Source organism: Vibrio sp. CB1-14 (assembly GCF_040412085.2).
Taxonomy (GTDB): Bacteria; Pseudomonadota; Gammaproteobacteria; order Enterobacterales; family Vibrionaceae; genus Vibrio; species Vibrio chaetopteri.
On record NZ_CP115920.1, the window covers coordinates 748,970 to 766,530 of the forward strand.

A 17,561-nucleotide genomic window follows, 5' to 3' on the forward strand; every position below is an offset into this window, starting at 1 on the left:
ACGTCGTCCTTGTACGTGATGTTGTTTACAACAAGGCGCGCTTACTTAAGCAGCTCAACCATTTTTACTACCATCTCCGACGAGCTTTGCGCTGCTAGGGGTAGGAACTCTTCAAAGCTCATTGGTGATTCTTTATCGGCTACATCAGAAATAGCACGAACCACTACGAATGGCGTGTTGAACTGATGACAGGTTTGCGCAATCGCAGACGCTTCCATCTCAACGGCAATAACGCCAGGGAAGTTAGCACGGATAACCGCTTGACGCTCTGGGCGACATACGAATTCGTCACCTGTACAGATAAGGCCGCGTACTGCGTGCTTGTCTTCCATTTGAGCCAGCGCTTGCTCAGCGACGTCCATCAGTTTTTGATCCGCGGCGAACGCTGCTGGTTGACCTGCCATTTGACCAATCTCGTAGCCAAATGCTGTTACGTCAGCGTCGTGGTGACGAACTTCGGTCGAGATAACCACATCACCTAGGTTTAGAGAAGACTCAAAGCCACCTGCAGAGCCCGTGTTAATCACAACGTCTGGCTGGTAATCGCTAAGAAGGATCGTGGTACCCACTGCTGCCGCGACTTTACCGATACCTGATTGAAGCAACACGATGTCTGCACCGTCAAGTTGACCAGTAAAGAAGGTACAACCGCCTTTCTTGGTTTCTTCAAGGTTCGTCAGTGCTGCTTTTAGGATGGACACTTCTTGTTCCATTGCGCCAATTACGCCGATTTTCATAGAGAGTCTCTCAAGTTGGAAAACGTATTTTGGCGTGCAGTATAGCAACAGTCGCCGCGCTTCCCAACCTTTGCGAGATGGAGCGATTAGGGATTTGCGATGACTAATCCAGTTTCGATGAGCTTAGCGCGAAGCGCTTCAACTCGTTTTCTGTTTACGTCGAAATCGTAGTAGCCAATTCGTGCTTCGGAGCGCACTAGTAGCTCACCGTCTTGGATTTTAACCTCCATATCATCTACATACCGAAACACACTTGAGGTGTATTCCACGCGTAGATAGTTGCCTTCGAATGCAGCTACCTCGGCGTTATCGAAACTAAGCGCTACGGTTTCAATCTGATTGATGTTGGTATCCGGGGCGAGCTTAAATGGCGCGAGTTTAAATTCTTCACGGCTATCTTGGGTGGAGACGCAGCGCGGACTATCGCCGCAAGGCTCCTCAGTTCGATCTGTGGTGGTCTTATAGCCTGCACCGCAAGCGGTAAGCAAAATGACAGAAGAGAGGGTAATTAGCTTTGTTATTGTCATAACGTTCCCTTGCAAAATGTAGCGCTTTAAAAAAACCCAGCAGTAGTGCTGGGCTTAGTCTTGGTTTATGTACTGGCAACCCTATACTTCTAGGAAGTCTAGTATGCCTTCAGCGGCTTTGCGTCCTTCATCAATGGCCGTAACGACTAAATCTGAGCCTCGCACGGCGTCACCACCGGCAAAGATCTTCTTATTAGTGGTTTGATACATAAACTCTTGAGATACTGGCGCTTTGATGCGGCCCCATTGGTCAAGTTCGACGCCATAAGGTTCCAACCACGACATTTGATGCGGCTGGAAGCCAAATGCCATGATGACAGCGTCTGCTTCCAGCACATGCTCACTGCCTTCCACAGGTTCAGGTCGGCGGCGACCCGCGTCATCTGGCTCACCTAAGGCTGTTTTCACCACTTTCACGCCGCAAGCGTTGCCGTTGGCGTCCACTTCGATACCAAGCGGCTGAAGGTTAAACATAAAGTTAACGCCTTCCTCGCGAGCGTTTTTCACCTCTCGGCGAGAGCCTGGCATGTTGGCTTCATCACGGCGGTAGGCACAAATAACGCTGCTCGCCGTTTGGCGAATTGAGGTGCGCACACAGTCCATGGCTGTATCACCACCGCCAAGGACGACGACTTTTTTACCTTTCATATCAATAAACGGCTGCTCTTCACCTAGATCCATTACCTTATAGGTATTGGAAACCAAAAACGGCAGGGCATCAAAAACACCAGGAGCATCTTCGTTCTCTAAACCTGCTCGCATATTTTTGTAAGTTCCGACGCCAAGGAACACCGCATCGTAATCTTCAACTAAGCTTGCCATTTCAACGTCTTTGCCGACTTCGGTATTGAGGCGGAACTCAACACCCATCTCAGTGAAGATGCGGCGGCGGTTGAGCATGACATCTTTTTCTAGCTTGAATGATGGGATGCCAAAGGTAAGTAGGCCACCAATCTCTGGATAGCGATCAAATACAACCGGCTTGACCCCATTGCGCACTAAAATATCAGCCGCCGCAAGACCAGCGGGTCCCGCACCGATAATGGCGACCTTTTTATCCGTCCACTCCACATGAGACATGTCCGGTTTCCAACCCATCTCGAAGGCTTTGTCGGTGATGTATTTTTCGATGTTTCCGATAGTGACGGCACCAAAGTCATCGTTCAGGGTACATGACCCTTCGCAGAGACGATCTTGCGGACATACGCGACCACAGACTTCGGGCAGGCTGTTGGTTTGGTGCGAAAGTTCAGCCGCTTCGATGATACGTCCCTCATTGGCGAGCTTTAGCCATTGCGGGATGTAGTTATGAACAGGGCATTTCCATTCACAGTATGGGTTACCGCAGTCAAGGCAGCGATCGGCTTGAGCCGTCGCTTGCTGTTTAGTGAAGGGTTCGTAGATTTCCACGAATTCGATTTTGCGAATCTTAATCGGCTTTTTAGCAGGGTCGACGCGATTCACATCAATAAATTGGTATACGTTCTGGCTCATTATTCTGGCTCCTTCCAATTACTGTGCTTGAACGCGCAGCTCTGCAGCGCTTCGGCTTTGGTGACCAAGCAAGGTGCGAAGATCCGCAGCTTTTGGCTTGACGAGATAGAACTTCGGAATCCATTCATCGAAGTTCGCCAGAATGTGTTCGGCGTGCACTGAGCCTGTCTCTTCTAGGTGCTCAGCAATAAGGCCGCGCAGATGCTCTTGATGGATATACAAATCAGACAGCGAAATCGCTTCTACTGATTCCGTGTTGACGCGACCTTCAAAGTCGTCGTTACTGTCCATCACATAAGCAAAGCCGCCAGTCATACCTGCGCCAAAGTTAACCCCCGTAGCGCCAAGGATGGCGACAATACCGCCAGTCATGTATTCACAAGCGTTGTCACCGGCGCCCTCAATCACAGCAATAGTGCCTGAGTTACGCACCCCAAAGCGCTCGCCAGCGGTACCTGCTGCATACAATTTTCCGCCTGTTGCGCCGTACAAACAGGTGTTACCGACGATAGTGGCATCGTTACAAGTGAAAGTAGTACCGACGTGTGGTTTGATAACGAGCTTACCGCCCGCCATGCCTTTACCGACATAGTCATTGGCATCACCCGTTAGGTAGATTTCCACCCCACCAGCGTTCCAAACGCCGAGGGATTGGCCTGCAGTACCATCGAGATAGAGTTTGATTGGGCTGGTCGCCATGCCTTGGTTGCCATAGCGCTTAGCCACACTGCCAGAAAGTCTCGCACCAACAGAGCGATCGGTGTTTCTGACATCAAAGTAGAAACTGCCTCCGGATCTGTTTTCAACGGCCGTTTTGGTTTGCTCAACAATCTTCTGGTTAAGCTCTGCTTTATCAAAAGGTTGATTTGGCTCAGTCCAATACAGTGGATGAGATTGCGGAGACACTGGCGCTTCGAGAATGTTCGACAGATCGAGCTTGGATTGCTTCGCGGTCATCCCTTCGACAGCTTCTAATAAATCGGTACGACCAATTAAGTCAGTGAGCTTTTCTACCCCGAGTTCAGCGAGCAGTTCGCGTACTTCATCGGCAAGTCCCGTGAAGTAGTTGACCACCATTTCTGGTAGACCTTTGAAGTACTCTTTACGCAGCGTTTCATCTTGCGTGGCAACGCCCGTCGCGCAGTTGTTCAGGTGACAGATTCGTAAGAATTTACAGCCCATCGCGACCATAGGTGCAGTGCCGAAACCGAAACTTTCAGCACCAAGGATGGCCGCTTTAACAACGTCTAAGCCGGTTTTTAAACCCCCATCTACTTGCAATCGGATCTTATGGCGCAGGTTATTGGCCACTAGAGCTTGTTGCGTTTCAGCAAGGCCGAGTTCCCAAGGACAACCCGCGTATTTCACTGATGTCAGTGGACTTGCTGCTGTGCCACCATCATAGCCTGAGATGGTGATGAGATCGGCATAGGCCTTGGCAACTCCTGTGGCAATCGTGCCGACACCCGGCTCGGAAACCAGTTTTACCGATACCAGCGCGTCGGGATTAACCTGCTTCAAATCGAAGATAAGCTGGGCTAAATCCTCAATAGAGTAGATGTCGTGATGCGGAGGTGGGGAAATAAGCGTGACCCCTTGTACTGAGTGACGCAGCTTAGCGATTTCCGCTGTGACTTTATGTCCTGGCAGCTGGCCACCTTCGCCGGGTTTCGCCCCTTGCGCAACTTTGATTTGCAGCACGTCGGCATTGGTGAGGTAGTGTGGCGTCACGCCAAAACGGCCGGAGGCAATCTGCTTAATGCGAGAGTTACGGTTAGTTCCAAAGCGGCGGGGATCTTCGCCGCCCTCACCAGAGTTGGAATAGCCCCCAAGCTTGTTCATTGCCATGGCAAGCGCTTCGTGCGCTTCTGGGCTCAATGCGCCAATGGACATTGCCGCTGAGTCAAAGCGTTTGAACAGCTCCGTGTTAGGTTCAATTTGCTCAAGTGGCAGCGCGTTGTCCGCCTTTTTCAACTGCATCAGGTCACGTAGCATCGCGACAGGGCGGTCATTCACTTGCTTGGCATACGACTTGTAGTCGGAGGCTTCGCCCGATTTCACCGCTTGTTGCAGCGTACCAACGACATCAGGGTTGTAGGCGTGATATTCGCCATCGTGAACGTATTTAAGCAGGCCGCCATGTTCCACGGGTTTGCGTTTTGCCCATGCCTTGCGAGATAGGTTGAACAAGTCTTGTTGGAAGTCTTCAAAGCTTGCACCTTGAATACGTGTCGTTACGCCAGTAAAGCACAGGTCGACCACATCACGATGCAGACCAACCGCCTCAAACAGCTGTGAGCAGCGATAAGAGGCGATGGTCGAGATACCCATCTTTGACATTATCTTATACAGACCCTTGTTGATACCATACTGATAGTTTTGCATCACATTGCGGTAGCTCTTATCAATGGCACCATCATCAACAAGTTTTCCTAGCGCCTCATAAGCGAGGTAAGGGTAGACAGCAGTCGCGCCAAATCCAAGCAGAACCGCAAACTGATGTGGGTCACGAGCGGTTGCAGTTTCAACAATAATGTTGGCATCGCAGCGAAGGTTCGCGTCAATCAATCGAGTTTGTACCGCGCCAACCGCCATAGCTGCTGGAATAGGCAACTTGCCTTTAACAAGGGCACGATCGGAAAGCACCACCAGAACCGTCCCTTCTTTAACGACGGTCTCCGCGTGATCGCAGAGATCGAGCAGAGCTTGTTTGAGATCTTTCTCATTTGGATCGTAATTGATATCGAGGATCGTGTTGCGATAGTGCTTGTCACTTAGCTCAAGGAGTTGCTGCATATCAGAGTAAAGCAGTACTGGTGAATCGAACGTCACACGGTAGGCGTGGCCATCGGTTTCACAGAACACATTCATCTCTTGACCGACACTGGTTGCAAGCGACATCACGTGTTTTTCGCGCAGTGGGTCGATAGGTGGGTTGGTGACCTGAGCAAACTTCTGACGGAAGTAGTCAGTCACCAAGCGCTCTTTAGAGGAGAGCACTGCCATTGGAGTATCATCGCCCATGGAGCCAACCGCTTCTTGAGCCATATCGCCAAGCACGCGAAGAACCTGATCGGTCTCTTCGTTGGTCATAGCGAACTGTTTTTGATAGGTCTTCAGCACCGTTTCATCAAAGCTGCGCTCGCCAACTTGGTCATCTTCGAGAGCGCTAAATGGCGTTAACTTGTGGACGTTGTTTTCCATCCACTCGCGGTATGGGTGACGGCTCTTGAGATCGTTATCGATGTCATCTGAATGCCACAGTTCGCCCTCTTGAGTATCGACAACCAGCAGTTCGCCTGGGCCGACACGCCCTTTCTCTGCTACTTCATCTGGAGCGTAATCCCATATACCGACTTCAGATGCCAGCGTGATAAGGTTGTCTTTGGTAATCACGTAACGTGCTGGGCGTAAGCCATTGCGGTCAAGGTTACAGGCCGCATAGCGACCGTCGGAAAGGACGATACCAGCAGGGCCATCCCAAGGCTCCATGTGTTTTGAGTTGAAGTCATAAAAGGCGCGCAGATCTGCATCCATATCTGGGTGATTTTGCCATGCTGGCGGAACCAGCATTCGCATAGCTCGGAAGATATCCATACCACCAGATAAGAATAGGTCGAGCATGTTATCTAGGCTCGAAGAGTCTGAGCCCGTTTCATTCACGAAAGGAGCGGCAGTTTGTAGATCCGGTAAGAGTGGTGACGCAAATTTGTAGGCGCGAGCCTTTGCCCATTGGCGGTTGCCTTCAATGGTGTTGATCTCACCATTGTGCGCTAAGTAGCGGAAAGGCTGTGCCAATGGCCAACGGGGCTGAGTATTGGTAGAGAAACGCTGGTGGAACAAACAGATCGACGATTCCATACGAAGATCGGCAAGATCGAGGTAGAATCGCGGAAGATCGGCCGGCATGCATAGACCTTTGTAGACGATCACTTGAGTCGATAAACTACAAATATAGAAGTCTTGATCTTCCGTAATGCGTTTTTCAATGCGACGCTTAGCGATGTATAGACGTCGTTCAACATCTTGCTCCCGCCAACCTGCCGGTGCCGAGATAAAGACCTGAACAATATTGGGTAGCGAACTTAACGCGATTGGGCCGAGTACGTCTTCGTTGGTTGGCACGTCACGCCAGCCAGAAATGGTCAGCGTTTCTTTAGACAGTTCTTGGTGGATGATGTCTTTTGCAGATTGGGCTTTGACCGGATCTTTGGAGAGAAACATCATACCGACGGCATATTGCTTAGCCAAGTTCCATTGGTTTTCTTCTGCAATTAAGCGGAAATATGAATCGGGTTTTTGAAGTAATAAGCCACAACCATCGCCGGTTTTTCCATCTGAGTTGATGCCGCCACGGTGAGTCATGCGGTCCAGTGCTGAGATTGCGGTGCGAACCAGTTTGTGACTGGGTTGACCTTGCATATGCGCAATCAGGCCAAATCCACAGTTGTCTTTTACAAGACTTGGATCGTAAAGAGCCATTGCCTTTCTCCCTTTGAGCTTGCTGTCATCCTGACAGTAAATTAATGCTTTTTAATGACTTTTTATTGTTATGTGAGTCAAATTTTTAACTGTTAGTTATTAACAAATTGCATTTATTTTATTTTCACGAACTTCACAACGTATAGCTTATGGCAAGAAAGGTCAAGTTTTCAGAAATTTGTTGTGTATGTCTCGAAAAAACAAACAAATAATCTAGTTACTTTACAGTCGGTTGCTGTGTAAAAGGAGATAAGGTTAACAAGTTGCGCGTGATTTATGCGTGTCGCCCGTCAATGATGTGCTTTTGCCTAGGCTGAGTTATAGATAGAAAAAAGGCCAGCATAAAGCTGGCCAAATTAGGAAGGAATGCTGTTAATTACTTATCCGCGTAACTAGACAGTCTACCTTTAAGCGGAAAGCATCAACGAGTTGGCTTTCGCTTCTAGGTTAGTGTTGCCCATTAGGTATTCATCGATAGCACGCGCACACTCACGGCCTTCGTTGATACAGCGTACAACCAGAGACTGGCCAGTACGCATGTCACCTGCGGCAAATACACCTTGTTGGTTAGTTTGGAAGTTCTCTGCAGCAACGTTGCCACGCTCATCCAGTTTGATGTCAAGCTGAGCCAGCACACCGGTAGGTTCTGGGTGTAGGAAGCCCATTGCTAGGAACGCCATGTCACATGGGATCACACGTTCAGAGCCGGCTACTTCATCAAACCCAGGACGCTCACCTGGAGCGGCATCTTGCCAAACGATATCAGCGATACGAAGACCCGTTACTTGACCTTCATCGTTACCGATAAACTCTTTGGTTAGGATGTTCCAATGACGATCACAGCCTTCTTCGTGAGAAGTTGTGGTCTTCATGATCATTGGGTATTGCGGCCAAGGCATGTTAGCTGGGCGCTTCTCTGGCGGAATTGGCATGATTTCTACCTGAGTGACGCTTGCTGCTTTATGACGGTTAGAAGTACCTACACAGTCAGAGCCAGTATCACCACCACCGATGACCACTATATGCTTATCTTTCGCGTGGATCTCTTCACCTTTCAGATCCATGTCGTTAGCACGGCGGTTGTTTTGCGCTAGGAATTCCATCGCAAAGTGAACGCCGTTCAGCTCACGTCCTGGAACCGGTAGGTCGCGAGGTACAGTAGAGCCACCGGTTAGCAGCACAACATCAAACTCTTGACGAAGCTGCGCAGCGTTTACATCAACACCGATGTGTTGGTTAACCTTGAACTCAACGCCCGCTTCAGCCATTAGGTTGATCTTACGGTCAATGATATCCATGCCTAATTTGAAGTCAGGAATACCAAAGCGCAATAGCCCACCGACTTTCTCATCGCGTTCAAACACTGTCACTGAGTGACCAGCGCTGTTTAGCTGCTCAGCCGCAGACAGGCCCGCAGGACCTGAACCAATGATAGCCACCGTTTTACCCGTACGAGAGCGAGGCGTTTTTGGTTTCGCATAGCCTTCACGGTAAGCCGTTTCAACGATCGTCTTCTCAATGTTACAGATAGTGATTGGGTCTTGGTTAATACCAAGTACACAGGCACTTTCACACGGAGCAGGACACACACGACCTGTAAACTCTGGGAAGTTGTTTGTTGTGCTTAGGATGCGCCAAGCTTCTTCCCAGCTGTCACGATACACGGCATCGTTAAACTCAGGGATGATGTTGCCGATAGGGCAACCGTTGTGACAGAAAGGTACGCCACAATCCATACAACGAGAAGCCTGAGTATTGATCTTATCGCCAAACTCTTCGTTAAGAACGAACTCTTTGTTGTCTTCAATACGAACTGCTGGGTCGAGCTTCCCTGGAAGCTCGCGACCATGTTCTAAAAATCCAGTAGGCTTACCCATTATACTGCCTCCACTTCTTCCGTTTGAGCTTGCTCAGCTTCTGCTTTGCGCTTTAGTAGCACCGCTTTGTAGTCGCGTGGCATCACTTTCACTAGCGATGCAATGCTGGCTTCAAAGTTGTCTAAGAACGACTGAGCGACTTCACTTCCTGTGAACTCCACATGCTTAGTTAGCATGTCTAGTAGTAGTTCGCGATCTTCTTGTTCGATTGGGTCTAGGTCGACCAATTCTGGGTTTAGCTTGGTTTCAAAGTCACCGGCTTTATCCCAAACATATGCCACACCACCACTCATGCCGGCAGCAAAGTTACGACCTGTTGAGCCTAAGATAACCGCCACACCGCCAGTCATGTATTCACAGCCGTGGTCACCCACGCCTTCAACCACAACTTTCGCGCCAGAGTTACGAACACAGAAGCGCTCGCCAGCCATACCGCGGATGTACGATTCACCAGACGTTGCACCGTAGAAACAAACGTTACCAACAACGATGTTGTCTTCAGCAACAATGCTCGATTTCGCATCTGGGTACAGTACTAGCGTACCGCCAGATAGACCTTTACCCCAGTAATCGTTCGCGTCACCTTCTACTTCGAACTTCACGCCCTTAGCAAGGAAAGCACCGAATGACTGACCAGCGCTGCCGTTAAACTTAACGTTCATTGGCTGTGGTAGACCCTGGTCTTTGTAAACTTTAGAGATTTCGTTCGATAGCATGGTACCTGCAGAGCGATCCGTGTTGATGATTGGGAATTCAGCGTTAACGGCTTCACCCTTCTCAAGTGCTGGGATAGCCGCTTGAATCAACTTACGGTCTAGAACCTGTTCTAGGTTATGGTTTTGCTCTGTTTGGTTGTAAACACCGTCTTCTTCACGTGCAGGTTGAATGTGCAGAACTGGCGATAGGTCTAGGTTCTTGTATTTCCAGTGGCCGATGTCGTCACGGATCTTCAGTTTCTGAGACTGACCAACCATTTCGTCGATAGTGCGGAACCCAAGCTCTGCCATTACTTCACGCAGGCCTTCAGCCATGTATTGGAAGAAGGTGACGACATCTTCTACGCGGCCATCAAAGCGCTCACGTAGCGTTTTGTTTTGTGTTGCGATACCGACAGGACAGGTGTTCTTGTGACACTTACGCATCATGATACAGCCTTCAACAACCAGAGCGGCTGTTGCTACACCCCATTCCTCTGCACCTAGCAAGGTCGCAACGGCAAGGTCACGTGGCGTTTTCATCTGACCATCAGATTGAACCACGATACGGTTACGTAGACCGTTCTTCAGAAGCGTTTGGTGTGTTTCTGCCAAACCGAGCTCCCAAGGAAGACCAGTGTGGCGAATGGAAGACATTGGTGATGCACCTGTACCACCATCGAAACCTGCAATAAGGACAACGTCCGCTTTCGCTTTCGCTACACCTGAGGCGATAGTACCAACGCCTGCTTCCGATACCAGTTTTACGTTTACGCGACCAGCACGGTTCGCATTCTTCAAGTCGTAGATCAGCTGAGCCAAATCTTCGATTGAGTAGATATCGTGGTGCGGCGGTGGCGAGATTAGACCAACGCCTGGAGTGGAGTGACGAGTCGCACCGATCCAGTCATCGACTTTATCACCTGGTAGCTGACCACCTTCGCCCGGTTTTGCACCCTGTGCCATCTTGATCTGAATTTCTTCAGAGTTGGTTAGGTAGTAAGAGGTAACACCAAAGCGACCTGATGCAACCTGCTTGATCGCAGAGCGTTCCCAATCGCCGTTTTCTTTACGTTCGAAACGAGTTGGGTCTTCACCACCTTCGCCTGAGTTCGACTTAGCGCCAATGCGGTTCATTGCTACAGCAAGAGTAGAGTGAGCTTCGTACGAGATAGAGCCGAACGACATTGCACCCGTTGCAAAACGCTTAAGGATGCTTTCAATTGGCTCAACTTCCTCTAGAGGGATTGAACCTGCTGGGTTCTTAACAAAGTCTAGCTGGCTACGCAGTGTTGCAGCGTTGTCGCCTTGGTCATCAACCGCTTTCGCGTATTGCTTAAACTGAGCGTAATTTTTGCTGCGAGTCGACTCTTGTAGTAGCGAGATAGTTTCTGGGTTAAACAGGTGTTTCTCACCACGTTGTTTCCACTGGTAAACACCACCGACATCAAGAACTTGTACTGGGATCTCACGCGTTGGGAAGCCAACACGGTGACGGATCAGTACTTCTCTCGCGATGTCATCAATGGTTAGACCTTGAATACGAGAAACCGTGCCAGTGAAGTATTTCTCAACCACTGACTTGCTTACGCCAAGTGCCTCGAAGATCTGTGCACCGTGGTAAGACTGCAGCGTTGAGATACCCATCTTCGAGAAGATCTTCAGAAGACCGCCGTTGATAGACTTACGGTAGTTCTCGAACAACTCAGAGATGCTAGCTTCTGGATCAAGCTTCTTAGTGCGCTGTAGCTCTACCATAGTTTCGATAACTAGGTATGGGTTCACTGCGTTCGCGCCGTAGCCCACTAGTGTTGCAAAGTGGTGCGTTTCACGTGCGTCGCCCGTTTCAACCACGATGTCACACTTAGCACGCAAGCCTTTACGGATTAGGTGGTGGTGAACTGCGCCAACCGCCAGCATCGCTGGGATAGCGGCGTGGTTAGAGTTCACGGCACGGTCAGTTAGCAAGATGATTGAGTAACCATCGATAACCGCGTCTTCCGCGTATTGGCAGATACGTTTTAGGGCGCGCTCTAGCTTGCCTTCGTCTTCGCTAGCTTGGAATACGATATCCAGTGTCTTAGCTTGTAGGTGCTCATTATCGATAGCACGCAACTTCTCAAGTTCTGAGTTAGACAGAACAGGAGACTCAAGCTCAACTTTTTGGCAGTGCTCTGGCGATTCTGCCAGTAGGTTCTGATCTTTACCTAGGTAAGTGTTCAGAGACATCACCATACGCTCACGAATCGGGTCGATTGGTGGGTTGGTTACCTGAGCAAATAGCTGTTTAAAGTAGTTGGACAGATGTTGTGACTGGTGCGAAAGGATCGCCAGTGGCCAGTCAGCACCCATTGCAGAAAGTGGCTCTTTGCCATCTTTTGCCATAGGGACAATGATTTCGTTTACTTCTTCCGAGCTAACACCAAACGCTTGCTGTTTGTGCAGTAATTTCTCTGGAGAAGGTTGGCTGAATTCGTTGCTCGCATCTGGAAGCTTCTTCAGGCTAAGTAGGTTCTCTTCCACCCATTTCTGGTATGGCTGAGCACTTGCAATGCCATCTTTCACTTCTTCATCAGAGATGATACGACCTTGCTCTAGGTCAGCAACGAAGATACGACCTGGCTGTAGACGACCACGGAACTCAACGTTCTCTGGCTCAATGTCGACAACACCAGATTCGGACGCCATGACTAGGAAGTCATCTTTGGTCACGGTATAACGTGATGGACGCAGGCCGTTACGGTCAAGCGTTGCACCTACCTGAACACCGTCAGTGAAACAGACCGATGCTGGGCCATCCCATGGTTCCATAACGTTGGCGTGGTACTGGTAGAACGCACGACGGGTTGGATCCATGTTTTTGTTTTCTTGCCACGCTTCAGGAATCATCATCATTAGCGCGTGTGGCAGGCTACGACCAGACAGAACTAGGAGCTCAAGTGCCATATCGAAGTTTGATGAATCCGAGCTACCTTCTTGACAGATAGGAAGCAGCATGTCGATTTCTGCTTGTGTGAACAAGTCAGATTCGATGATAGCTTCACGCGCCTTCATCCAGTTCAAGTTACCGCGAACTGTGTTGATTTCACCGTTGTGGGCAATGTAACGGAAAGGCTGCGCTAGGCGCCATCTTGGGAAAGTATTGGTAGAGAAACGAGAGTGAACCAGCGCAAGTGCTGTCACCATCGTTGGATTTTGTAGATCTAAGAAGTACTGAGGTACTTGCTCTGTCGTCAGCTGACCTTTATACACCAACGTCTTGTAAGACATCGAGTTGATGTAGAAGTCATCACCGATGTTTGACACGCTTTCTAGACATACACGAACCGTGTAGTTGCGAAGGACGTAAAGCTTGCGTTCAAGTTCTTCCGGTGTGCAGCCAGGGCCGCCCGTTACGAATACGTGTTCAAATTGAGGCTCTGTGCTTAGTGGGTCAGCACCAATCATAGAGTTGTCGGTTGGCAGCACGCGGTAGCCAATCACTTCTAGATCTAGGCGCTGTGCATTGCGCTCTAGGATGTCACGACATTGTGCGCGTTTGTGTTCGTCTTTAGGGAACAACACAACACCTACACCGTATTTCTCAAACGATGGCAGTTTAATGCCAAGCTTCACGGTCTCTTCTAGCAAAAATTCGTGTGGCTTTTGAAGTAGGATACCTGCACCGTCACCGCTGCATGGGTCACAACCTTGACCGCCACGGTGCTCCATTCGCGCTAGCATATCCAGGGCTTGAGTCACTACATCGTGAGATTTACGGTTTTTTAGGTGAGCAACAAAACCGATACCACAAGCGTCATGCTCCAATTCAGGAGTATACAGACCTTGTGTATTCTGCTCTCTATCTACCATAGATACTTCCTTCCAGTTAAATCTAGACGCAATTAGAGTGTGTGATTGCGTCTTGTCCTTTGTAATTTTGATTCTTGACTGCCAGAGGGGGCAGTGTTCGAGTCCATTCTGCATCTCGCAGGAAAAGTGTCGCGAGAAAAACATTCCGTGGTGATATTCAATGTCTTCATTCCACAATCTAGTGAAATCTGTTGGTGGGAGTAGAATATCGACCCTAATCTACCAATTCGTACTGTAATAAAAACGGCAAATACAGCAGAATTGTGTAAGTATCCTACAATTTTGTCCTCGTTAATTCCAACGAAACTTACGTCTGTTACACATTTTTTTTATCTTGTTTTGAATATGTTTTATAACATCGGTGCAACATTTCGGGTTTTTTGCTTGTTTTTCTGCATATTTATTGATTTTGGTTAAGAGCGTTTAAAACGCTGATTGCTACTATTCATGGTTTTCTTTTGCAGGGATGTAATTTAGTTTCACAAATTAGAGTGAGATTCATTCTTATTAGTAGGTTTTTTGAACATGCAATTACATGAGTTAGTGAATACCATCGGCCAAGATCTGCAGCGTCGATATGGAGAAAAGGTTCACAAGCTAACCCTGCACGGCGGCTTTAGCTGCCCAAATCGCGATGGCACTATTGGCCGTGGCGGCTGTACATTCTGCAACGTGGCCTCTTTCGCCAGCGAAGAGACCCAGATCCAGTCTATTCACGACCAGCTTACCGACCGAGCCGGTGAGGTTAAGCGCGCTAAGAAGTATCTGGCGTATTTTCAGGCCTACACCAGTACCTATGCTGAAGTTCAAGTGTTGAAAAACATGTACGAAGAAGCGCTCAAATACGCGGATATCGTTGGTTTGTGTGTGGGAACCCGCCCAGACTGTGTGCCAGATTCGGTGTTAGAGCTACTTGCCGTTTATGTTGAGCAAGGCTATGAGATTTGGCTCGAGCTAGGTCTGCAGACAGCGAACGATCAAACCTTAAAACGCATTAATCGTGGTCACGATTTTGCGGTTTATGATGAAATTACCAAGCGCGCTCGCGCTTTAGGTATTAAAGTGTGCACGCATTTGATTGTCGGTCTGCCGAACGAAATCAAGCAAGATAATCTACAGACGCTAGAAAAGGTGCTGGAAACCGGTACCGATGGCATCAAGCTGCATGGCCTTCATATTGTAGAAGGAAGCACCATGGCGAAAGCTTGGAGAGCAGGACGCCTTGAAGCGCCAAGTCTAGAATTTTACTTAGATGTCGCCAGTGAAATGATTCGCCGAACGCCGGCCGAGATTGTTTATCACCGCGTTTCTTCCTCAGCAAGACGCCCAATGCTGCTCTCACCATTATGGTGTGAAAACCGTTGGCTGGCGATGACCGAACTTGGCAGAACTCTAACGGCAGAAGGTGCTCAGGGAGCACTGACCGAGAATCCGTTTACTTATCACAAACCTGTTCTCAAATAATTCGCCTTCCGTGTGCAAACTTGGGCTTAGTGATAGACTTAGCCCAGTTGTAACGCACGGAGTGCTGAATGAAACCCATCAAAAATCTCGCGCAATACTATGTCGACCTATTGGTGAAACTCGGTATTGTGCGCTTCTCTATTATATTGGCGCTAGCTCTTGTCGCCTTGGCCGTTGTGGTTCAGGTTGGCATTACCTTGGTACTCAATGGACGCGTTGATGATATCGACATTGTTCGCTCGGTGTTCTTTGGACTATTGATCACCCCTTGGGCGGTCTATTTCCTGTCAGTTGTGGTCGATCAGCTTGAAGAATCTCGTCAGCGTCTCGCTAAGATGGTGTCTAAGCTCAAGGAGATGCGCTCACGCGACCAAGATCTTAACCATAAACTTCAGCAAAACATTCGTAAGCTCAACCAAGAGATTGAAGAGCGTCAAAAAGCGGAAGAGGCTCGTGAAGAAGCGATGAAAGATCTCGAAAACGAAGTCTTTCAACGTGAACGTACCCAGCTTGAACTTGCGGAACGAACCGCGCTGCTGCGCTCGTTCATCGATGCATCACCAGACCTTATTTACTACCGCAATGCAGAAGGTGTGTTCTCTGGCTGTAACAAGGCAATGGAGGAGCTTACCGGTCGTAAAGAGCAAGACTTGGTCGGCCTCACTCCATGGGATGTCTATTCAGAAGAAGTCGCTAAACAAGTCGTGGAAACCGACCACAAGGTGATGGGTGATAATCAGGCACTGACGTATGAGCAGTGGCTGGAATACCCTGATGGCAAAAAATGCTTCTATGAGCTTCGTAAAGTGCCGTTCTACAGTAAGGATGGTCGCCATCTCGGGCTGGTGGGCTTTGGCCGTGATATCACCGAGCGTAAACGCCATGCTGAGTCATTGGAAAAGGCGAGCAGAGACAAGACCACATTTATCTCAACCATCAGTCACGAGCTTCGCACACCGCTCAACGGCATTGTTGGCTTAAGCCGCATGCTCCTAGATGGGCAGTTGGATGGTGAGCAGCGCAAGCAGCTGCAAACGATTAACGTCAGCGCCATCACTCTTGGTCATATCTTTAACGATATTATCGACATGGATAAGTTTGATAGACGCAAGCTTGAGCTATTCCCAGAGCCGTTGAACTTTGAAGATTTTGTCGCAGAGCTAGAGAGTATCTCAGGCTTGATGGCGGAGCAAAAAGGGCTGCGTTTCGACCTTGAGAGGCTTACCGACCTGCCGGAAGGCGTCGTCGTTGATGCAACGCGTCTACGTCAGGTAATTTGGAACTTGGTGAGCAATGCCATGAAGTTCACTAAGCAGGGCGGCGTGGTAATGACCATCAGCGCGGATATCGAGGATGGCCGCGCGTACATTACGATCGAAATTGAAGATACCGGTATCGGCATTCCGCAAAAAGAGCTCGATAAAATTTTTGCTATGTACTACCAGGTGAAGTCGGGCAAAGACAACCTGCACGCGGTTGGTACTGGTATTGGCCTTGCGGTATCGAAACAGCTTATCCAAATGATGGATGGCGATATTACGGTCGATAGTGAAGAGGGCTTTGGCAGTACGTTCACTGTGACCATCAATGTTCCATGTGCCGATGAAATGCAGCTTGCACCGGTTGAGGTGAAGCGACAAGGTAGCCTGCGTATTTTCTTACTGGAAGATATTGAACTTAACATAACCGTCGCACGTTCTTTGCTAGAGAGCCTTGGTCATAGCGTCGAAGTTGCCATGACGGGTGAAGAAGCGTTAGCGAACTTTAATCCAGCAAGTTTTGATTTAGCGCTGCTGGATATTCAGCTTCCAGATATGACGGGTTTCGATGTCGCCCAGGAGCTAAGATCTCGTTATTCTGAGGTACCACCGCTTGTGGCACTCACAGCCAATGTGCTCAAAGATAAGCAGGAGTACCTGACAAACGGCATGGATGATGCCATTAGTAAACCGCTCAGCGTGAAAGCGCTCACAGAAGTGATTAACAAATGTCACGGTGACGACACCTTGCAAGAGCCGCAACCAGAGGAAAAAGAAGTGGAAACGAATATCAACAGTGAAGTATTTAATCGCTTACTCGATCTGGACATGCTGGAGTCGTATGTCGATATTGTTGGCAGTGCACCCGTACTCGATAGCATCACAATGTTTGAGCAGATGATGCCAGACTATATCGATATCCTCGACTCAAATATGACGGCCAAAGATCAGCCTGGTATCGCCTCTGAAGCGCATAAGATAAAAGGCGCGGCAGGGTCGATTGGTCTTAAGCGTATTCAGTCGATTGCTCAAAAAGCACAGTCCCCAGAGCTTCCAGCTTGGTGGGAGAATATCGAAGATTGGGTTGAAGAGATCAAAAACGAGTATCAGAATGATATTCAGATACTAAAATCGTGGTTGGAAAGTAGGGAATCAAAATGAAAAAATAGTCTCA

Annotated in this window: 8 protein-coding genes; 2 read left to right on the forward strand and 6 right to left on the reverse strand. The window is 49.0% G+C overall.

Translation table 11 applies throughout. From position 1 onward, the window contains the following. Positions 1-41 precede the first annotated feature (41 nt). From mtnN to gltB (PG915_RS03415), 6 genes are all read right to left on the reverse strand, one after another. Positions 42-737, reverse strand: a complete 696-nt coding sequence (mtnN, locus tag PG915_RS03390; protein ID WP_353497871.1) for a 5'-methylthioadenosine/S-adenosylhomocysteine nucleosidase — start codon at positions 735-737, stop codon at positions 42-44. 86 nt (positions 738-823) lie between these two features. Then, positions 824-1,264, reverse strand: a complete 441-nt coding sequence (locus tag PG915_RS03395) for a DUF1499 domain-containing protein (RefSeq protein WP_353497872.1) — start codon at positions 1,262-1,264, stop codon at positions 824-826. Between the two features lie 81 nt (positions 1,265-1,345). Further along, on the reverse strand, positions 1,346-2,758 hold the full coding sequence (locus PG915_RS03400) for an FAD-dependent oxidoreductase (RefSeq protein WP_353497873.1): 1,413 nt from the start codon (positions 2,756-2,758) through the stop codon (positions 1,346-1,348). An 18-nt stretch (positions 2,759-2,776) separates the two neighbouring features. Beyond that, entirely contained in the window at positions 2,777-7,240 is a 4,464-nt protein-coding gene (gene gltB, locus PG915_RS03405) for a glutamate synthase large subunit (protein WP_353497874.1), read from the reverse strand. A 407-nt stretch (positions 7,241-7,647) separates the two neighbouring features. Next, positions 7,648-9,117, reverse strand: coding sequence for a glutamate synthase subunit beta (locus PG915_RS03410; protein ID WP_353497875.1), 1,470 nt, complete (start codon positions 9,115-9,117; stop codon positions 7,648-7,650). After that, on the reverse strand, positions 9,117-13,664 hold the full coding sequence (gene gltB, locus PG915_RS03415; protein WP_353497876.1) for a glutamate synthase large subunit: 4,548 nt from the start codon (positions 13,662-13,664) through the stop codon (positions 9,117-9,119). The genes PG915_RS03410 and gltB (PG915_RS03415) overlap by 1 nt, the downstream gene beginning before the upstream one ends. 525 nt (positions 13,665-14,189) lie before the next feature. Here gltB (PG915_RS03415) and PG915_RS03420 point away from each other — a divergent pair. Both PG915_RS03420 and arcB read left to right on the forward strand, forming a co-directional pair. Beyond that, entirely contained in the window at positions 14,190-15,128 is a 939-nt protein-coding gene (locus PG915_RS03420) for a TIGR01212 family radical SAM protein (protein WP_353497877.1), read from the forward strand. 68 nt (positions 15,129-15,196) lie between these two features. Then, positions 15,197-17,548: an aerobic respiration two-component sensor histidine kinase ArcB gene (arcB, locus tag PG915_RS03425; protein WP_353497878.1), complete on the forward strand. Its 2,352-nt coding sequence runs from the start codon at positions 15,197-15,199 to the stop codon at positions 17,546-17,548. Positions 17,549-17,561 lie beyond the last annotated feature (13 nt).

Bases quoted from the DNA above. Each gene is read 5' to 3' on its own strand.
- mtnN (WP_353497871.1), bottom strand. From the start codon at position 737: ATGAAAATCGGCGTAATTGGCGCAATGGAACAAGAAGTGTCCATCCTA.
- PG915_RS03400 (WP_353497873.1), bottom strand. From the start codon at position 2,758: ATGAGCCAGAACGTATACCAATTTATTGATGTGAATCGCGTCGACCCT.
- gltB (WP_353497874.1), bottom strand. From the start codon at position 7,240: ATGGCTCTTTACGATCCAAGTCTTGTAAAAGACAACTGTGGATTTGGC.
- PG915_RS03395 (WP_353497872.1), bottom strand. From the start codon at position 1,264: ATGACAATAACAAAGCTAATTACCCTCTCTTCTGTCATTTTGCTTACC.
- gltB (WP_353497876.1), bottom strand. From the start codon at position 13,664: ATGGTAGATAGAGAGCAGAATACACAAGGTCTGTATACTCCTGAATTG.
- PG915_RS03410 (WP_353497875.1), bottom strand. From the start codon at position 9,117: ATGGGTAAGCCTACTGGATTTTTAGAACATGGTCGCGAGCTTCCAGGG.
- PG915_RS03420 (WP_353497877.1), top strand. From the start codon at position 14,190: ATGCAATTACATGAGTTAGTGAATACCATCGGCCAAGATCTGCAGCGT.
- arcB (WP_353497878.1), top strand. From the start codon at position 15,197: ATGAAACCCATCAAAAATCTCGCGCAATACTATGTCGACCTATTGGTG.